Origin of the sequence: Pseudomonas sp. BP8 (assembly GCF_017875955.1) — a bacterium.
Classification (GTDB): domain Bacteria; phylum Pseudomonadota; class Gammaproteobacteria; order Pseudomonadales; family Pseudomonadaceae; genus Aquipseudomonas.
Map to the genome: position 1 here is coordinate 1,636,497 of NZ_JAGINK010000001.1, position 17,140 is coordinate 1,653,636.

General features: G+C 62.4%; 14 protein-coding genes. 2 read left to right on the forward strand and 12 right to left on the reverse strand.

What is annotated here, in order from left to right; all coding sequences use genetic code 11:
- Positions 1-92 precede the first annotated feature (92 nt).
- Entirely contained in the window at positions 93-1,676 is a 1,584-nt protein-coding gene (locus J3B00_RS07080) for a peptide chain release factor 3 (RefSeq protein ID WP_209866003.1), read from the forward strand.
- A gap of 115 nt (positions 1,677-1,791) precedes the next feature.
- Here the strand turns inward: J3B00_RS07080 and J3B00_RS07085 are convergent, their stop codons facing one another.
- The 4 genes from J3B00_RS07085 to J3B00_RS07100 all read right to left on the reverse strand — a co-directional run bounded on the left by J3B00_RS07085 (position 1,792) and on the right by J3B00_RS07100 (position 5,586).
- Complete coding sequence (locus J3B00_RS07085; protein ID WP_209866006.1) at positions 1,792-2,871, reverse strand: polyamine ABC transporter substrate-binding protein; 1,080 nt, start codon at positions 2,869-2,871, stop codon at positions 1,792-1,794.
- A gap of 59 nt (positions 2,872-2,930) precedes the next feature.
- Positions 2,931-3,272 carry a cupin domain-containing protein gene (locus J3B00_RS07090; RefSeq protein ID WP_209866009.1) on the reverse strand — a complete coding sequence of 114 codons (342 nt, stop codon included), beginning with the start codon at positions 3,270-3,272 and terminating at the stop codon, positions 2,931-2,933.
- 33 nt (positions 3,273-3,305) lie between these two features.
- Complete coding sequence (locus tag J3B00_RS07095; RefSeq protein ID WP_209866011.1) at positions 3,306-4,712, reverse strand: FAD-dependent oxidoreductase; 1,407 nt, start codon at positions 4,710-4,712, stop codon at positions 3,306-3,308.
- 64 nt (positions 4,713-4,776) lie between these two features.
- Positions 4,777-5,586, reverse strand: coding sequence for a nuclear transport factor 2 family protein (locus tag J3B00_RS07100; protein WP_209866014.1), 810 nt, complete (start codon positions 5,584-5,586; stop codon positions 4,777-4,779).
- A 277-nt stretch (positions 5,587-5,863) separates the two neighbouring features.
- On the opposite strand from J3B00_RS07100, the gene J3B00_RS07105 reads away from it, so the two are divergent.
- Positions 5,864-6,820 (forward strand): hypothetical protein, encoded by a 957-nt coding sequence (locus J3B00_RS07105; RefSeq protein ID WP_209866016.1) that lies wholly within the window; start codon positions 5,864-5,866, stop codon positions 6,818-6,820.
- A 142-nt stretch (positions 6,821-6,962) separates the two neighbouring features.
- Here J3B00_RS07105 and J3B00_RS07110 read toward each other — a convergent pair whose 3' ends face one another.
- The 8 genes from J3B00_RS07110 to J3B00_RS07145 all read right to left on the reverse strand — a co-directional run bounded on the left by J3B00_RS07110 (position 6,963) and on the right by J3B00_RS07145 (position 17,067).
- Positions 6,963-7,931 (reverse strand): peptide ABC transporter ATP-binding protein, encoded by a 969-nt coding sequence (locus J3B00_RS07110; protein ID WP_209866019.1) that lies wholly within the window; start codon positions 7,929-7,931, stop codon positions 6,963-6,965.
- Complete coding sequence (locus J3B00_RS07115) at positions 7,931-8,899, reverse strand: ABC transporter ATP-binding protein (protein WP_209866022.1); 969 nt, start codon at positions 8,897-8,899, stop codon at positions 7,931-7,933. The genes J3B00_RS07110 and J3B00_RS07115 overlap by 1 nt, the downstream gene beginning before the upstream one ends.
- A gap of 10 nt (positions 8,900-8,909) precedes the next feature.
- The gene (locus tag J3B00_RS07120) at positions 8,910-9,836 is read right to left on the reverse strand and encodes an ABC transporter permease subunit (RefSeq protein WP_209866025.1); all 927 of its coding nucleotides are present in this window, start codon (positions 9,834-9,836) and stop codon (positions 8,910-8,912) included.
- Positions 9,837-9,845: 9 nt separating this feature from the next.
- Positions 9,846-10,856 (reverse strand): ABC transporter permease subunit, encoded by a 1,011-nt coding sequence (locus J3B00_RS07125; RefSeq protein WP_209866028.1) that lies wholly within the window; start codon positions 10,854-10,856, stop codon positions 9,846-9,848.
- Positions 10,857-10,956: 100 nt separating this feature from the next.
- Entirely contained in the window at positions 10,957-12,552 is a 1,596-nt protein-coding gene (locus tag J3B00_RS07130) for an ABC transporter substrate-binding protein (RefSeq protein WP_209866031.1), read from the reverse strand.
- Between the two features lie 71 nt (positions 12,553-12,623).
- Positions 12,624-14,003 (reverse strand): OprD family porin, encoded by a 1,380-nt coding sequence (locus J3B00_RS07135; RefSeq protein WP_209866034.1) that lies wholly within the window; start codon positions 14,001-14,003, stop codon positions 12,624-12,626.
- A gap of 406 nt (positions 14,004-14,409) precedes the next feature.
- Positions 14,410-16,035 carry an ABC transporter substrate-binding protein gene (locus J3B00_RS07140; protein WP_209866037.1) on the reverse strand — a complete coding sequence of 542 codons (1,626 nt, stop codon included), beginning with the start codon at positions 16,033-16,035 and terminating at the stop codon, positions 14,410-14,412.
- A gap of 315 nt (positions 16,036-16,350) precedes the next feature.
- On the reverse strand, positions 16,351-17,067 hold the full coding sequence (locus J3B00_RS07145; RefSeq protein ID WP_209866040.1) for an SIMPL domain-containing protein: 717 nt from the start codon (positions 17,065-17,067) through the stop codon (positions 16,351-16,353).
- Positions 17,068-17,140: the final 73 nt, after the last annotated feature.

Consider the following 17,140-nt stretch of genomic DNA (forward strand, 5'->3'; position numbering starts at 1 on the left):
TCAGATGAGTCGGCCGAGATCAAACTTTGGTCCTCGGCCGACTTCAGGTATGATACTGCCCCTTTTTTCAATCCCCAGTCAGGCGATTTCCCATGACCAACCAGGCCGCCGAAGTCGCGAAGCGCCGCACTTTCGCAATCATTTCCCACCCCGACGCCGGTAAGACCACCATCACCGAGAAGCTCCTGCTGATGGGCAAGGCCATTGCCGTCGCCGGTACCGTGAAGTCGCGCAAGTCCGACCGCCACGCCACCTCCGACTGGATGGAAATGGAGAAGCAACGCGGCATCTCCATCACTACTTCGGTGATGCAGTTCCCGTACCGCGAGCACATGATCAACCTGCTCGACACCCCTGGCCACGAAGACTTCTCGGAAGACACCTATCGCACCCTGACTGCGGTCGACTCGGCGCTGATGGTGCTCGACGGCGGTAAGGGCGTTGAGCCACGGACCATCGCCCTGATGGACGTTTGCCGTCTGCGTGACACGCCGATCGTCAGCTTCATCAACAAACTCGACCGTGACATTCGCGACCCGATCGAACTGCTCGACGAAATCGAAGCGGTACTCAAGATCAAGGCTGCGCCGATCACCTGGCCGATTGGCTGCTACCGCGACTTCAAGGGCGTCTATCACCTCGCGGGCGACTACATCATCGTCTACACCCCCGGCCACGGCCACGAGCGTACCGAGGTGAAGATCATCGAGAAGCTCGACTCCGACGAAGCCCGCGCGCATTTGGGTGACGAATACGAGCGCTTCATCGAACAGCTCGAGCTGGTTCAGGGCGCGTGCCATGAATTCAACCAGGAAGAATTCATCAATGGTCAGCTGACCCCGGTGTTCTTCGGTACTGCACTGGGCAACTTCGGTGTCGATCACGTGCTTGATGCCGTCGTCGACTGGGCGCCGCGCCCGCTGGCGCGGGTCGCTCACGAGCGTACCGTGGAGCCGGTGGAAGAGAAGTTCAGCGGCTTCGTGTTCAAGATCCAGGCGAACATGGACCCCAAGCACCGCGACCGTATCGCCTTCATGCGCATCTGTTCGGGCAAGTACGAGAAGGGCATGAAGATGCGCCATGTGCGTACGGGCAAGGACGTGCGCATCGGCGACGCGCTGACCTTCTTCTCGTCCGAGCGTGAGCAGCTGGAAGAAGCCTTTGCCGGCGACATCATCGGCTTGCACAACCACGGCACGATCCAGATCGGTGACACCTTCACCGAAGGCGAGAGCCTGGGCTTTACCGGTATCCCGCACTTTGCCCCGGAATTGTTCCGCCGCGTGCGCCTGAAAGACCCGCTCAAGTCCAAGCAGCTGCGTCAGGGCCTGCAGCAGCTCGCCGAAGAGGGCGCGACCCAGGTGTTCTTCCCGCTGCGCAGCAACGACATCATCCTCGGCGCCGTTGGTGTGCTGCAGTTCGATGTGGTCGCCAGCCGGTTGAAGGAAGAGTACAAGGTCGAGTGCGGCTATGAGCCGATCACCGTCTGGTCGGCGCGCTGGATCAGCTGCGACGACAAGAAGAAGTTCGAGGAATTCGAGAACAAGGCGGTGGAAAACCTGGCGGTCGATGGCGGTGGTCACCTGACCTACCTGGCACCAACCCGGGTCAACCTGGCGTTGATGGAAGAGCGCTGGCCGGACGTGAAATTCCGCGCGACCCGCGAACACCACTGATCGTCGGGAGGGCTTTGCCCTCCATTGGCGGGTCAAGCCCGCTCCTGCAAGGACCGCGCAGATCCTGTAGGAGCGGGCTTGTCCCGCGAATGGGCCGCGCAGCGGCCCCAGGTCATCAATTGCCGGCTTTGATGCTGGTCCAGAGCCGTGTCCTGATCCGGTCGATCTTCGCCGGCATCGCCTCAAGCGCATACAGCTTGCCCATCATGTCCTCGCTCGGATAAATCATCGTGTTGCCTTTCAGGGCCGGGTCGACCAGCGCGTCCGCCTTGAGGTTGCCGTTGGCGTACTGCACGTGGTTGCTGATGTTGGCCATCACCTGCGGCTGCAGCAGGTAGTTCATGTACGCGTAGCCGGCCTTCTCGTCAGGCGCATCGGCTGGCATGGCGACCATGTCGAACCACATCGGCGCGCCTTCCTTGGGGATCGAGTAGCCCACCTTGACGCCATTGTTGGCCTCCTCGGCGCGGTTCTTCGCCTGCAGGACATCCCCTGAGAAACCGACGACTACGCACACATCGCCGTTGGCCAGGTCGCCGGTGTACTTCGACGAGTGGAAGTAGCTGATGTACGGGCGTACGTTCATCAGCAATTGCTTGGCCTTGTCATAGTCCTTCGGGTCCTTGCTGTGGTGCGGCAGGCCCAGGTAGTGCAGGGCGATTGGCAGCAGCTCGGGGCCGTTGTCGAGCACCGCCACGCCGCAGCTCTTGAGCTTGGCCATGTACTCGGGCTTGAAGATCAGGTCCCACGAGTCGACCGGCGCGTCGTCGCCGAGCACCGCCTTGACCTTGTCGATGTTGTAGCCGATGCCAGTACTGCCCCACAGGTAGGGGAAACCGTACTGGTTGCCAGGGTCGTTTACCTCCAGTGCCTTGAGCAGCACCGGGTTGAGGTTTTGCCAGTTGGGCAGCTGAGTCTTGTCGAGTTTCTTCAGCGCCTTGCCCTGGATCTGCCGCGCCATGAAGTGGTTGGAGGGGAATACCACGTCATAGCCGGAGTTGCCGGTCATCAGCTTGCCGTCGAGGGTCTCGTTGCTGTCGAACACGTCGTAGGTCGGGACGATGCCCGAGGCTTGCTGGAACTGTTTGAGGGTGTCCGGGGCAATATAGCTGGACCAGTTGTAGATCTTCACCGAGTCGGCGGCGTTGGCCACACAGGCGGCCAGCATCAGTGGAGCGATAATGAGCGTGCGCATGTCCGGTATACCTTGCTTGGTCTGTTGTTCTTGAAGGGGCGGCAGAGGCGATCAGCGGATCAGAAAATCAACACGTAAGTCTTGCGCACGGTCTCCTGGATGTCCCAGATGCCGGTGCTGTTGGCCGGTAGCATCAATGCGTCTCCGGCTTCTATGAGCAGGGGCTCGCCACCGTCGGGGGTGAACGTGCAGCGGCCCTTGATGAAGTGGCAGAACTCCTGTTGCACGATCTGCCGCCGCCAGCGCCCGGGAGTGCACTCCCAGATGCCGGTTTCAACGCCGTCGCTGCGCTCGACGCTGGTGACCGAGGTCACCGCGATGGGGTCGCCGAGGGGGACCGCGACCGGGTTGGACTCGGCCAGCACGGCGCTGTCGGTGTGTTTGAACTGGGTGATGCTCATGACCGGTGGATCCTCTCTGGTGTTAAGGGCAAGTCAGTGCATGAAGCCTTCCATGAAGTCCGCCATGCTGCTGGCCAGACGTCGCCGCCACGGCGCGCTGGTGGGGTTGGCGAGGGTTCTGTCCTCGTGGACGAAGCTCTTGATGATTGCGTTGTAGCCCAGCCAGCGGCAGGGCTCGGGTGGCCAGCTGGCCAGGCTCGACAGCGGCCGGTTGTCATGTACCCAAGGCTGGGCAGTCAATGCGTTGTGCTGGTCGAGCATCAGTGCGGCGAGCGTGCGCCCGGCCAGGTTGGTTGCGCCGACGCCTTCGCCGCCATAGCCGCCGGCCACGGCGATGCCGCGTTGCCGGTCGCAGAGCATGTGCGGGCGGAAGCGCCGGGCCATGCCGAGGTTGCCGCCCCATGAATGGCTGATGCGTACGTGCTTGAGCTGCGGGAACAGCTCGCCGAACAGGTAGCGGCGCAGTTCGATTTCGTTGTCGTCGAGGTTGAAGTTCTCCCGCAGGCGGCCGCCAAAGCGGTAACCGCCGCGTGCACCGAACACCAGGCGGTTATCGGCAGTGCGTTGGCCGTAGGTGACCTGGCGGCTGCTTTCGCTGAAGGCCTGGCCGTGCGACAGACCGATCTGCTCCCAGGTCGATTCGGGCAGCGACTCGGTGGCGATCAAAAGACTTTGCACCGGCAGTTGATGGCGCCCGAGCGGCGGCAGGCTGGCGGCATAGCCCTCCACCGCCGGCACGATCCAGTGCGCGCGAACCTTGCCGTGCAGTGTGCGCACCGCGCCAGACTGCAGGTCGATGGCGGGGCTGTTCTCGTAGATCGGCACGCCAAGGCGCTCGACCACGCGGGCCAGGCCGCGTACCAGTTTGGCCGGCTGGATGGTCGCCGTGTGCGGGCTGAAGATCGCGCCATAGGCGTTGCTGATGCGCAGTTGCGCATCCAGTTGCTCAGGCCGCAACCAGCGGTAGTCGTCCTCGTTCATGCCCTGGCGGTAGAGGTCGTCGAGATAGGCGCGCAGGCTGCGCTCCTGCTCCGGGTAGCGCGCTGCGCAGTACAGCACGCCGCCCTTGCGGTAGTCGCAATCGATGCCTTCGCGTTGCAGCACCTGCTGGACTTCATCGGGGATGCCATGCAGCAGGTCGATGCTGGCCCGCCGTTGTTGGGGAGACAGCGTGGCGAGCATACGGTCTTCGCCGAGCATGTTGCCCATCAGCCAGCCGCCGTTGCGACCCGACGCGCCAAAACCCGCGATGTTGGCTTCGACGATGGCGATGTTCAGGTGCGGGGCCTGGCGCTTGAGGTAGTAGGCGGTCCACAGGCCGGTGTAGCCGGCGCCGATGATGCACACGTCGAGGTCGAGGTCCTCGCGCAGGGCAGGGCGCGCGCTGAGGGGCTCGTCGAGCTGGTCCATCCAGAGGCTGATCGTGCGCCAGGCTTGCATCAGGTGCGGCTCCACATCGGTAAAGGTCTGTGGCCGATCCTAGGGTCCTGGCGGGGTGGCTGTCTTACGTGCGTGCACGCAGGGAAATTTGCTTCACGTAGGCCTTGGGCGATAGCCCGGTGTGCTCGCGGAACGCCTTGTAGAAGGCCGACAACGAATTGAAACCGGCACCGAAGGCCAGTTCGTCCATGGTCGAAGCAACACTGTCGTCATCCAGCCCGGCCAGCAGGTGCTGCAGGCGGGCCTGGTTGACGTAGCGGTAGAAGCTCTGGCCAAGCACCTGGTTGAGCAGGTAGGAGATCTGGTTGCGACTGTAGCCGCTGTCCTTGGCCACCTGCTGCAAGTCGAGCTCCGGATCGAGATACGGGCGCTGGCGCTGGAAGTAATGCTCGAGGTCCTGGGCCATGGTGCTCAGTTGCCGCGGCGACAGGCCAAGGCGGCTGGTGGCCGGGCGCGCGCGGTTGCCGGTGGACGCCGGGCGGCTCTGCCGGACCAGCGTGGCGTATTCGTTGACCCGCCAGATCAGCCCGTGGTTGACGGTGATCGCTTCGCTCGACTGGAACGCAGCCAGACCATCGCCGCCTTGCACCGTGACTTGGTACTGGATGAATGCCGTGCAGCCGTCGACGCGAATGCGGTCACTGTGGACGATGTCTTCGCCAGCTTCGTGGGGCAGGCAGGCACGGACGTAGTCGCGCAACTCAAGGTAGCCGAGCACGCGGTTCTGGAAGAAGTCGTGGTATTCGACGTCGGGGTGGAACAGGGCCATGACTCCGTCAAGGTCACGACGCTTCCAGCACAGGTGGTAGCGCAGGACCGTGGCGGCGGTGATCGAGGTCTGTTCGGGGCCGTCGGGGATTGGGCTCTGGGTCATGTATGGAATAGTGCCGGGGGGCTAGGGCTGGGGCAACTGTCTGTGTGCAGTCAGTGGCGTGCGCCTCGCCGGCGCGATGCGCCAACAGCCGGCTACGCATTGCATAACGCCCTGAGCAATAACCAATAAGCCGTATTTTGCACGATCCTAGGACGTGACCATCGCCTAACCCATTGATTTGTATGTGTGTCATTTTTTGACACAGTTGGCACATCGCCTGCAACTACCTCACTGCAAGGCAAAAGGACCTGTTGCTCACAATAAAAGGCGATGAATCATGATAACCACTGCCGATCTGTCATCCACCGTCGCCGAGGCCCCGAATCGTTCGGGTGTGTCCTGGGCGGCGATATTCGCCGGTGCCGCTACCGCGGCTGCCTTGTCATTGATCCTGATGATCCTCGGCGCGGGCCTGGGGTTTGCAGCATCTTCGCCATGGGCGCATGAGGGCGTCAGCGCCAAGGCGTTGGGTATTTCCACGATTGTCTGGCTGCTGCTGACCCAGATCATCGCGTCGGGGCTTGGCGGTTACGTTGCTGGTCGCCTGCGGGTGAAGTGGGCCAACCTGCACGGGGATGAAGTGTACTTCCGCGATACCGCCCACGGCTTCCTGTCCTGGGCTATCGCCACCCTGGTGACGGCTGTATTGATCGTCTCGACCGCAGGCAATATTGCCAGTGCCGGAGCTCAGGCGGGCGCTACAGCTGTAGCGGGCATGACCACGGCGGCTGCAGCCACTGTGGACACCCAAAGCGATAAAGGCAATTCTGACCCGATGGGTTATTTCGTCGATGGCCTGTTCCGCAGTGAAGGCCCGGCCGCAGTCAGTGAGGACGCGGCCAACACCGTTGCGGCTCGCATCATCACTCGCGCCCTGGCCAACGGTGGCCCGATGGATCCGGCTGACCGCACCTACCTCGCCCAACTGGTCGCGCAACGCACTCGCCTGACCCAGGCCGAAGCCGAAGCGCGGGTCGATCAGGTGTATGCCCAAGTTCAAGCCGACGCCGAGAAGGTCAAGCTGGCCGCTCAACAAGCTGCGGACACTGCCGCCAAGGTGGCTGCATGGACTGCGCTGTGGACCTTTGTTGCCCTGCTGTGCGGTGCATTCTTCGCAAGCTTCATGGCGCTGTTTGGTGGTCGTCAACGCGACCAGGCACGCTGGATCGAGGAAGAGGGAGTGGTTTATGGCGAACGTCGGCCGGTGCCCACCAGCACCACACCGCTTCGCTAACGGGTTAATCGACTAGGAGAAACAACATGCGCTCTATTTTGCTGTGGATGCTTGGCGTACCGATCCCGATCATCATCCTGATCGCGATCTTCATGCACTGATCATTGTTGGGGCCGCTTTGCGGCCCCAACGTCAGTTAAAGCTACAAAAACTGCTCCGCATAATGACAAGCCACCTGGCGTGAGCCCACCTGGCGAAACGCCGGCACTTCCTTGCCACAGCGCTCGGTGGCATACGGACAGCGTTTGTGAAACGCACAGCCATCCGGCGGGTTCAACGGGTTTGGCAACTCTCCGCTGATGCGAATCTTCGGCTTCAACGGATCGGGATGAATCGCCGGCGTCGCTGACAGCAAGGCCTGGGTATAAGGGTGCAACGGTTTGTCGTAGATATCCTGCTTCGGGCCCATCTCCGCCGGCCGACCGAGGTACATCACCAGCACCTGATCCGCCACATGGCGCACCACCGCGAGGTTGTGCGAGATGAACACGTAGGCGGTGTTGAACTCCTTCTGCAGGTCCATGAACAGGTTCAGCACCTGGGCCTGAATCGACACGTCCAGCGCCGAGGTCGGCTCGTCCGCGACCAGCACCTTGGGCTGCAGCATCATTGCCCGGGCCAGGGCAATACGCTGACGCTGACCACCAGAAAACATGTGTGGATAACGCTGGTAATGCTCCGGGCGCAGGCCGACCTGCTGCATCATCGCCTGAACCCGCTCGCGGCGCTCGGCCTTGCTCAGCGAGGTGTTGATCAACAGTGGCTCGGCCAATTGATCACCGATCTTCTGCCGTGGGTTGAGCGAGGCGTACGGGCTCTGGAAAACCATCTGCACGTCGCGGCGCAGTTGCTTGCGTTCAGCCTTGCTGGCGCCAGTGACTTCGGTACCGGCGATCTGCAGTGAGCCGGCGGTGGGTTCTTCGATCAGGGTCAGCGCGCGCGCCAAGGTCGACTTGCCGCAGCCGGATTCACCGACCACAGCCAGCGTCTTGCCGGCCTCCAGCTCGAACGATACGCCATTCAATGCGCGTACCAGGGCGTTGCCTTTGAACAGGCCGCGGGATACCTGGTAATGACGGGTCAGGTCACGTGCAGTCAGTACGGCAGTCATCACGCCACCTCCTGGTTCAGCGGGTAGAAGCAGCGCGCCAGGCTATGCGCCTGGGCAGCGAGCAGCGGTCGCTGGTTACGGCAGTTGTCCTGCACATAGGGACAGCGCGGCGACAGCAGGCAGCCCTGCGGCCGGTCGTAGCGGCCGGGGACGATACCGGGCAGGGTTGCCAGGCGCTCGGCGCCGATGCTGTGCTCGGGGATGGCCGCGAGCAAGGCCTCGCTGTAGGGGTGGGCGGGGATGTCGAACAGCTCGGGCACCTGGCCGACTTCCACGGCCTGGCCGGCGTACATCACGCACATCCGCTTGGCGGTCTCGGCGACCACGGCCAGGTCATGGGTGATGAGGATCAGGGCCATGTTGCGTTCTTTTTGCAGGTTGACCAGCAGTTCCATGATCTGCGCCTGGATGGTCACATCGAGGGCGGTGGTCGGTTCATCGGCGATCAGCAGGCGCGGTTCGCCGGCAATCGCCATGGCAATGGCCACGCGCTGGCTCATGCCGCCGGAGAGCTGGTGCGGGTAGGCGTCCAGACGGCTTTCGGCAGCGGGAATCTCGACTTTCTTGAGCAGTTCGAGGGCCCGTTGCCGAGCCGCCTTGCCCTTCAGGCCGAGGTGCTGGCGCAGCACTTCCTCGATTTGAAAGCCGACGGTATAGCTGGGGTTGAGCGCGGTCATCGGGTCCTGGAAGACCATCGCGATGTCCTTGCCGACCACTTTGCGCCGCTGGCGCCCGCTGAGGGTGAGCATGTCGGTGCCGGCGAAGCTCATCGCGTCGGCAGTGATCCGTCCGGGGGCGTCGATCAGGCCCATCAGGGCCATCATGGTGACCGACTTGCCTGAGCCCGACTCGCCGACGATGGCGACGATCTCGCCAGCGTCCACCGTCAGGTCCAGGCCATCGACCACCGGCACCGCATCGACGTCGCCGAAGCGCACATTCAGATTGTGGATCTGTAACAGTGACATGGCGTTCTCCTCAGACGGCATTCTTCAGTTTCGGGTCGAGCGCATCGCGCAGCCCGTCGCCCATCAGGTTGATTGCCAGCACCGTCAGCAGGATGGTCAGCCCGGGCAGGCTCACCACCCACCAGGCGCGTTCGATGTAGTCGCGGGCCGAGGCGAGCATGGTGCCCCACTCCGGCGTCGGTGGTTGCACGCCGAGGCCGAGAAAGCCCAGTGCGGCGGCGTCGAGGATCGCCGAAGAGAAGCTTAACGTGGCCTGGACGATCAGCGGTGCCATGCAATTGGGCAGCACGGTGACGAACATCAGTCGTGGCAGGCTGGCGCCGGCCAGGCGGGCGGCGGTGACGTAGTCGCGGTTGAGCTCGCCCATCACTGCAGCGCGGGTCAGGCGCACGTAAGAGGGCAGCGAGACGATGGCGATGGCGATCACCGTATTGAGCAGGCCAGGGCCGAGGATGGCGACGATCGCCACCGCCAGCAGCAGCGACGGCAGGGCCAGCATGACGTCCATCAGGCGCATGATCGACGGCCCGAGAATGCGTGGGAAAAAGCCCGCGAGCAGGCCGCAGAAGATGCCCGGAATCAGCGAGATGACCACCGACGACAGGCCGATCAGCAGCGACAGCCGGGCGCCCTGGATCAGTCGCGAGAGCAGGTCGCGGCCCACCTCGTCGGTGCCGAGGATGAACTGCCAGCTGCCGCCCTCAAGCCACACCGGCGGGGTCAGCAGGAAATCACGGTATTGCTCGCTCGGGTTGTGCGGGGCGACCCAGGGTGCGAACAGCGCGCTGAATACCACCAGGCACATGAACGCCAGGCCTGCCACAGCGCCTTTGTTACGCGAGAAAGCCTGCCAGAATTCTTTATACGGCGAGGGGTAGAGCAGGCTCTGGTCGACCGGGCTGGGCGCGGTCACGGGGTTTGCAATTGGACGGGTCATGACGGGGCCTCAGCGCTGATGACGGATGCGTGGGTTGGCCAGGCCGTAGAGGATATCCACGACGAAGTTGACCAGGATGACCAGGCAGGCAATCAACAGGATGCCGTTCTGAACCACGGGGTAGTCACGGGCGCCGATGGCTTCGATCAGCCATTTGCCGATGCCCGGCCAGGAGAAGATGGTCTCGGTCAGCACGGCGCCGGCGAGCAACGCCCCAACCTGCAGGCCGAACACCGTCAGCACTGGGATCAGCGCATTGCGCAAGCCGTGCACGAATACCACCCGGGCCGGTGACAGGCCCTTGGCGCGGGCGGTGCGGATGTAGTCTTCGCGCAGCACTTCGAGCATCGATGAGCGGGTCATGCGGGCGATCACTGCCAGGGGAATCGTGCCGAGGACAATGGCCGGCAGGATCAGGTGCATGACGGCATCCTTGAAGGCGCCTTGTTCATCGCTGAGCAGGGTGTCGATGAGCATGAAACCGGTCTTCGGCTCAATGTCGTAGAGCAGGTCGATGCGCCCGGATACCGGCGTCCAGCCCAGGCTCACGGAGAAGAACATGATCAGGATCAGCCCCCACCAGAAGATCGGCATCGAGTAGCCGGCAAGGGAAATACCCATTACCCCGTGGTCGAACAGCGAGCCGCGCTTGAGCGCGGCGATCACCCCGGCCAGCAGCCCGACAATGCCAGCGAACAGCAGTGCGGCGAAGGCCAGCTCGAGGGTTGCCGGGAACAACGTGGTGAACTCGTTCCAGACACTCTCGCGGGTGCGCAGCGATTCGCCCAGGTCGCCCTGGGCGAGCTTGCCGATGTAGTCCAGGTACTGCGCCGGCAGCGGCTTGTTCAGGCCCAGTCGCTCCATGGCCTGGGCATGCATTTCCGGATCGACCCGGCGCTCACCCATCATTACTTCCACCGGGTCGCCGGGGATCAGCCGGATAAGCGCAAAGGTCAGCAGGGTGATACCGAAAAAGGTCGGGATCAGCAGGCCTAGGCGCCGTGCGATAAAACTCAACATGGTCGGGTGTACCTCATCAGCCGGTCAGGCCGCCAGTCGGGCGCCTGCCGGATTGCGCCGCCGGCTCCCGTGCAGGCTGCCGGCGGTCATTGTTTTTGTGCTACTTCACCCGGGTAGTGGCGAAGTTGTTATTGGTCAGAGGGTTCACGTGGTAACCCTCCACGTTCTCACGCATGGCCGTGAACATTTTCGGATGGGCCATGCTGATCCAGGGCTGGTCTTCATCGTACACCGCCAAGGCCTTGAAATAGAGGCTGGCGCGTTGATCCTCGTCGACGAGTTCACGGGCTCGGGTGATCAGCGCCTGAAACTTAGGGTTGCACCAGCGCGCATAGTTCTCACCGTTTCTCGCGGCTTCGCAACTGAGCAGCGGGCCGAGGAAGTTGTCCGGGTCGCCGTTGTCGCTGCCCCAGCCGGTGGAAACCAGGTCAGCTTCGCCGTTCTTCGCGCGACGGAGCATCTCGGCCCATTCCATGACGCGGATGTCGAGCTTGATACCGATCTTGGCGAGGTCGGCCTGCAGCATTTCTGCCGAGAGGCGCGGATTGGGGTTGGTCGGGCCGCCACCGTTGCGGGTGAACAAGGTCAGTACAGCGCCTTCGGGCACGCCGGCCTCTTTGAGCAGGGCGCGGGCCTTGTCGAGATCACGCGGCGGATTCCGGTTGTCGGTGTTGTAGCCGATCAAGCTCGGCGGGTACGGATTGACCCCGACTAGAGCGTTGCCTTTGCCGAACAACTGGTCGACGTGGGTCTGGCGGTCGAAGGCCATGTTGATCGCCTTGCGTACGCGCACGTCGCTGAGGTACCGGCGCTCGGTGTTCATGGCGATGTAGCCGGTGACCAAGGCTTCCATACCGACGACCTTGAGCGTGGGGTCCTGCCTGATCGATGGCACGTCGTCGGGCTTGGGGTGCAGCGCGATCTGGCATTCGTTGGCGCGCAGCTTCTGCAGGCGCACGTTGTTATCACTGGCGATGGCGAACACCAGCGTTTCGGCGGGCGGCACGCCACGGAAGTAGTCCGGGTTGGCCTTGAAACGCACCTGGGCATCCTTGTTGTAACGCTGGAAGATGAACGGCCCGGTGCCGATCGGCTTGCTGTTGAGCTCGGCGGTCTTGCCGGCCTTGAGCAATTGATCGCCATACTCGGCGGAGTAGATCGAGGTGAAGGCCATGGCCAGGTCACGCAGGAACGGCGCTTCCGGGCGGGTCAGGGTAATCACCACGGTGTGCTGGTCGGTCTTTTCCACTGACTTGATGAGGGTGCTGAACGACATGCTCTCGAAGTACGGGTAACCGACGCTGGTCTTGGCGTGCCACGGGTGATTGGGGTCGAGCTGGCGGCGTAAGCTCCACAGCACGTCATCGGCATCGAACTCGCGGCTCGGGGTGAAGTAGCCAGTACGGTGAAACTTCACCCCGCGGCGCAGGTGGAAGGTGTAGGTCAGGCCATCCGCGCTGGTCTCCCAGCGTTCGGCCAGCGCTGGCTGGATTTCGGTGGTGCGGGGTTTGAAGTCGACCAGGCGATTGAACAGGGTTTCGGCGGCGGCATCGGCAGTGACCGCTGTGGTGTACTGGACGATGTCGAAGCCCTCCGGGCTGGCTTCTGTGCAGACCACCAGCGGCTTGGCCGACAGGCTTGTGGCGGCGCTGAAGATGACCGCGGCCAGGGCAGTGCGTAGCGCTAGAGATGTCATGAAACCTCCCTGCAATGAAGTATTCAGCGTAGCCGCCACGGCACATCTGACGCGCGCCGTGGCGGCAACGGTCAGAGGATGTTGAAAGGAATGGTAGTTACCACGCGAAACTCGTCGAGGCTACCGTCGGCTTGCGCCTTGCTGGCCCGGTGGGCGGTGTAGGTGGCGCGAATGCTGGTGTCTTTCAGTGCCCCGCTCTGCACCGCGTAGCTGGTGCCGATACCCCACTCGTAGTGAGTCTCGCCGTCCATCCCGCGCACGTCGTAGGCGTTACCGCGATAATGGGTGCCGTCGATGCCCCAGCCACGGGCGTTGTACAGGTTGAACTTGAGGCCCGGCATGCCATAGGGCGCCATGTTCAGGACGTACGACAGCTGCAGGGATTTCTCGTTGGGGCCGTTGAAGTCCGACAGCAGCGAGTTGGCCAGGAAGATGCCGTTGGTTTCGTGCAGGTAGTCGAAGTATTCATTGCCCATGACCTGTTGCCAGGCAGCGCTGAAGGTGTGCGCCTGATGGGTCAGGCCGAACGACAGGCTGTAGGTGTCATTGTCGATCTCGCCCAGCTTCTTGCGGCCTTCGTCGACGGTCTTGTAGTAGTTCAGGCCGGTGCTCAGGCTCAGCACCGCGCTGTCGCCGATCACGTGGTTGGCGCCGAAGTAGTACTGGTTCCAGAAGTCGTCGACCTTGGCCGCATACAGGCTGGTGGTCAGGCTCTTGAACGGCTGGTAGTTGATGCCGACCGTGCTGGCGCGGTCGGTTTCGAGCCCCGCGGCGCCGTACTCACTGCGAAACTTGCTCAGGCTTTGTTCGGTGCGTGGCGAGACCCGGTCGAAACTGCCCGCATCGAACGACAGATTGTCGAACTCGGCGCTGTGCAGGCTGATGCCCTGAAAGCTCGAGGGCAGGGCGCGGTTGCCGATGGTGGCGATCATCGGCGTATCCAGTGACTGGCGGCCGGCGGTCAGGGTGGTGTTGGAGATGCGTGCCTTGAGGTTGGCCAGGCCCGCCTTGCTCCACTGGTCGAGGGGCTCGCCATCGCTGTGGGTCAGGGTGCGGTTGTTCGGCCCGGCAATGCTGGCTCGGTCCCGTAGCAGGGCGATAGCGTTGTAGGCGGCGACCTCGGCGGCGAAGCCGACGGTGCCCTGGGTGAAGCCCGAGCTGTAGTTGAGGATGTTGCCCTGCAGCCAGTTCTCGCGGCTGTGGGTTTGCTGGCGGCTGCCATCGCTTTTGCTGTACTTCCATAGGGCCCCGCGGGCTGCGCGTTCGCGGGCGTACCAGTTGCGGGTGGTGCCGGACAGGCTTTGGCCGTCGAAGAAGCCGGTGGCCTGGTCTTGCTCGCTGGTGGATTTGAGGTTGAGCGGGAAGAATTCCTGGCTCGCGGGTTCGGCCTGGGTCAGGGCGCAGAATGCGCCGACGGTAATGGCCAGTGTGGTTTTCTGGAGTAGTCTCAAGATTGAAGCTCCCTTTCTTTTTTAGTTATCGTCCTGCCTCGTGAGCGGGGCGTTTGTTGCGGTGTTGCCAGGGGTTGCCACGGGATCGCCGGGCAGAAACCATGCAGCTGCGCTGCCGCGCACATACCCTGTAGGAGCGGGCTTGCCCCGCGAAGAGGCCCGACCGGCCTGCGTGGTGCATGGCACCGGCGTTGCCGGTGTTCGCGGGGCAAGCCCGCTCCTACAGGGTTTCAATCGACAGTCCTTTACCTCGTGGTCAAGGCGAAATTTCGGCAACAGAATCCCGTTCCTGACCTTACTGGCGTCAGAAAAAGGGCGGCAGGTTGTGAATTCGCTTAGTGCTGTGGGAAGTTTCCGATAGCTCGCGACGAAACGTCTGATGAGCTATCGGAGGGTATCGCGGGCGCTATTTGTCCACGCTTACGCCATAGAAGGAGTTCAAGCCGAACGGACTGATCTTGAAGTCCTTCACCTTGGCGCTCATTGGCTGGTAGACGGTGGAGTGGGCGATCGGGGTGATCGGCACTTGCTGCTTGAGGATGTGCTGAGCCTGTTGGTACAGCTCAACCCGCTTGGCTTGGTCGGAGGTGGCCTTGGCCTGCTTGATCAGGTCGTCGTAGGGCTTGTAGCACCACTTGGAGAAGTTGTTGCCGTCGACTGCATCGCAGCCGTACAGGGTGCCCAGCCAGTTATCCGGGTCACCGTTGTCACCGCTCCAGCCGATCAGCATGGCGCCTTGCTCACCGCCCTTGGAGCGCTTGATGTACTCGCCCCATTCATAGCTGACGATTTTCGCCTTGATGCCGACCTTGGCCCAGTCGGCCTGAAGCATCTCGGCCATCAGCTTGGCATTGGGGTTGTACGGTCGTTGCACCGGCATGGCCCAGAGACTGATCTCGGTGCCTTCCTTGATGCCGGCTTCCTTGAGCAATTGCCTGGCTTTTTCTGGGTCGTACGGTGCGTCCTTGATGCTGGTGTCGTAGGACCACTGAGTCGGCGGGATGGCATTGGACGCGAGCTCGCCAGCGCCCTGGTAGACCGATTCGATGATCTGCTGCTTGTTGACCGCCATGTCCAGCGCTTCGCGGACCTTGAGCTGGGCCAGCGGGTTAGGGGTGGTGCTGCCCTTGAGCTTATCCATCACGTTGTAGGCGATGTAGCCGAGGTTGAAGCCGGCCTGATGGGGCATCTGTAGCTTGCTGTCTTCACTGAGCGGCTTGATGTCGGCCGGGCGCGGGAACAGGGTGACCTGGCATTCGTTCTTCTTGAGCTTCTGCATGCGCACCGACGCATCGGTGGTGATGGCGAAGATCAGGTTGTCGATCTTGACGTCCTCGGGTTGCCAGTAATCCTTGTTGCCCTTGAAGCGGATCTGCGCGTCTTTCTGGTACTTGCTAAAAACAAACGGGCCGGTACCGATCGGCTTCTGGTTGAGATCGGCAGGCTTGCCTTGCTTGAGCAGCTGTTCGGCGTATTCGGCAGACTGGATCGAGGCGAAGCTCATGGCCAGGTTCTGGATAAAAGCGGCGTCGACCTGGTTGAGGCTGAAACGCACAGTGTGCTCGTCGACCTTTTCGACCTGAGCGATGTTGCTGTCCATGCCCATGTCGGTGAAGTAGGGGAACTCGGTGGGGTAGGCCTTACGAAAGGGGTGATTCTTGTCGAGCATACGGTTGAAGGTGAACAGCACGTCGTCGGCGTTGAATTCACGGCTCGGCTTGAAGTAACTGGTGCTGTGGAACTTGACCCCTTCGCGCAGGTGGAAGGTGTAGGTCTTGCCGTCTTCGGCTACCTCCCATTTTGTCGCCAGGCCCGGGATCACCGTGGTGCCGCCGCGTTCGAACTGGGTCAGGCGGTTGAACACGGTCTCAGCCGAAGCATCGAAGTCGGTTCCGGTCGTGTACTGCCCGGGATCGAATCCCGCCGGGCTGCCTTCGGAGCAAAACACCAGATTGCTCGCGGCAAGGGCGGACGGGGTGCCGGCGAGCAAACCTGTGCCGAGCAGGAACGGAATGACTGCGTGTTTGAGCATGGTGGCCTCATTGTTGTCATTTTGGTGTGAGGCGGCCTCGTGAGCCGACCCTTGGATACTTATGCCGGGCGGATCGCCAATGCAACAGTCTCAAGGATAGCCAGTGGCTAGAATGTGGCACGAGCGTACATCAATGTCGCATCGATGTAAGTTTCGGCGAAGTTGATCGTTTGCGCGGGGTAAATGATGGCTTTTTGCCGAATATTTCAAGGTGGGGTGTCAAGCAAGATGCGCCTGATAGGCGCGTAGGAAAGTTCTGAAATGTGTGTAAGTGGGGCCGCAAAGCGGCCCCAAGCAGTGCGAAAGGTTTAGCCGTTAAGGCATCTGTACTTCGATCAGCCCATCGGCATTCATGCTGACCTCGCTGGTGCCGGCTTCAATGTCCGGCGTCGCCGCTTCGTCAGCCGCGCCCATGGCTTTCATCGCCATCGGTGCGCTGCGCAGGTAAGGGCGCGGGTAGCCGCTGCTATTGAGGTTCAGGTTGACCACCTTGTAGCCCTTGCCACCCAGTGCTTCGGTCGCCAGCTGGGCGCGGGCCTTGAACGCGTTGACCGCATCCTTGAGCAGCTCATCTTCGCTGGTCTTGCGGGTAGCGGGGGCGATCGAGAAGTCCATGCCGCCCATCTTCAGATCCTGCAGCAGATCGCCGGTAAGCTTGGACAAGGCCGGGAAGTCGGCGCTCTCCAGGCGCAACTCGGCGCGCTCGCGCCAGCCGGTGATCTTCTGGCCCTTGGCGTCGTACACCGGGTAGCTGTTGCGGCTGCCCTGGCTGATTTTCACTTCCTTGACCTGGCGGGCCTGTTGCACGGCCTTGTTCATGGTCTCGGTGATGTCCTTGGCGAGCTTGCCCGGATCGCTGTTCTGGGCTTCGCTGTACAGTGTCACGACCATCAGATCGCGCGGCACTTCCTTGCTGACTTCGGCGCGCAGCGAGACCTGGTTGTAGCGCGGCTCATCGGCAGCCAGCGCCGGCAGGCTGGCCAACAAGCCGCAAGAGAGAATGAAGGCAGTGCCGCGACGAGGAATTTGCATGTGTGACTCCTTGGCAAAATAGAGGCGCGGAGGCGTTGTATCCTTTCCACGCATGGCCGATCAGACCGGCAAC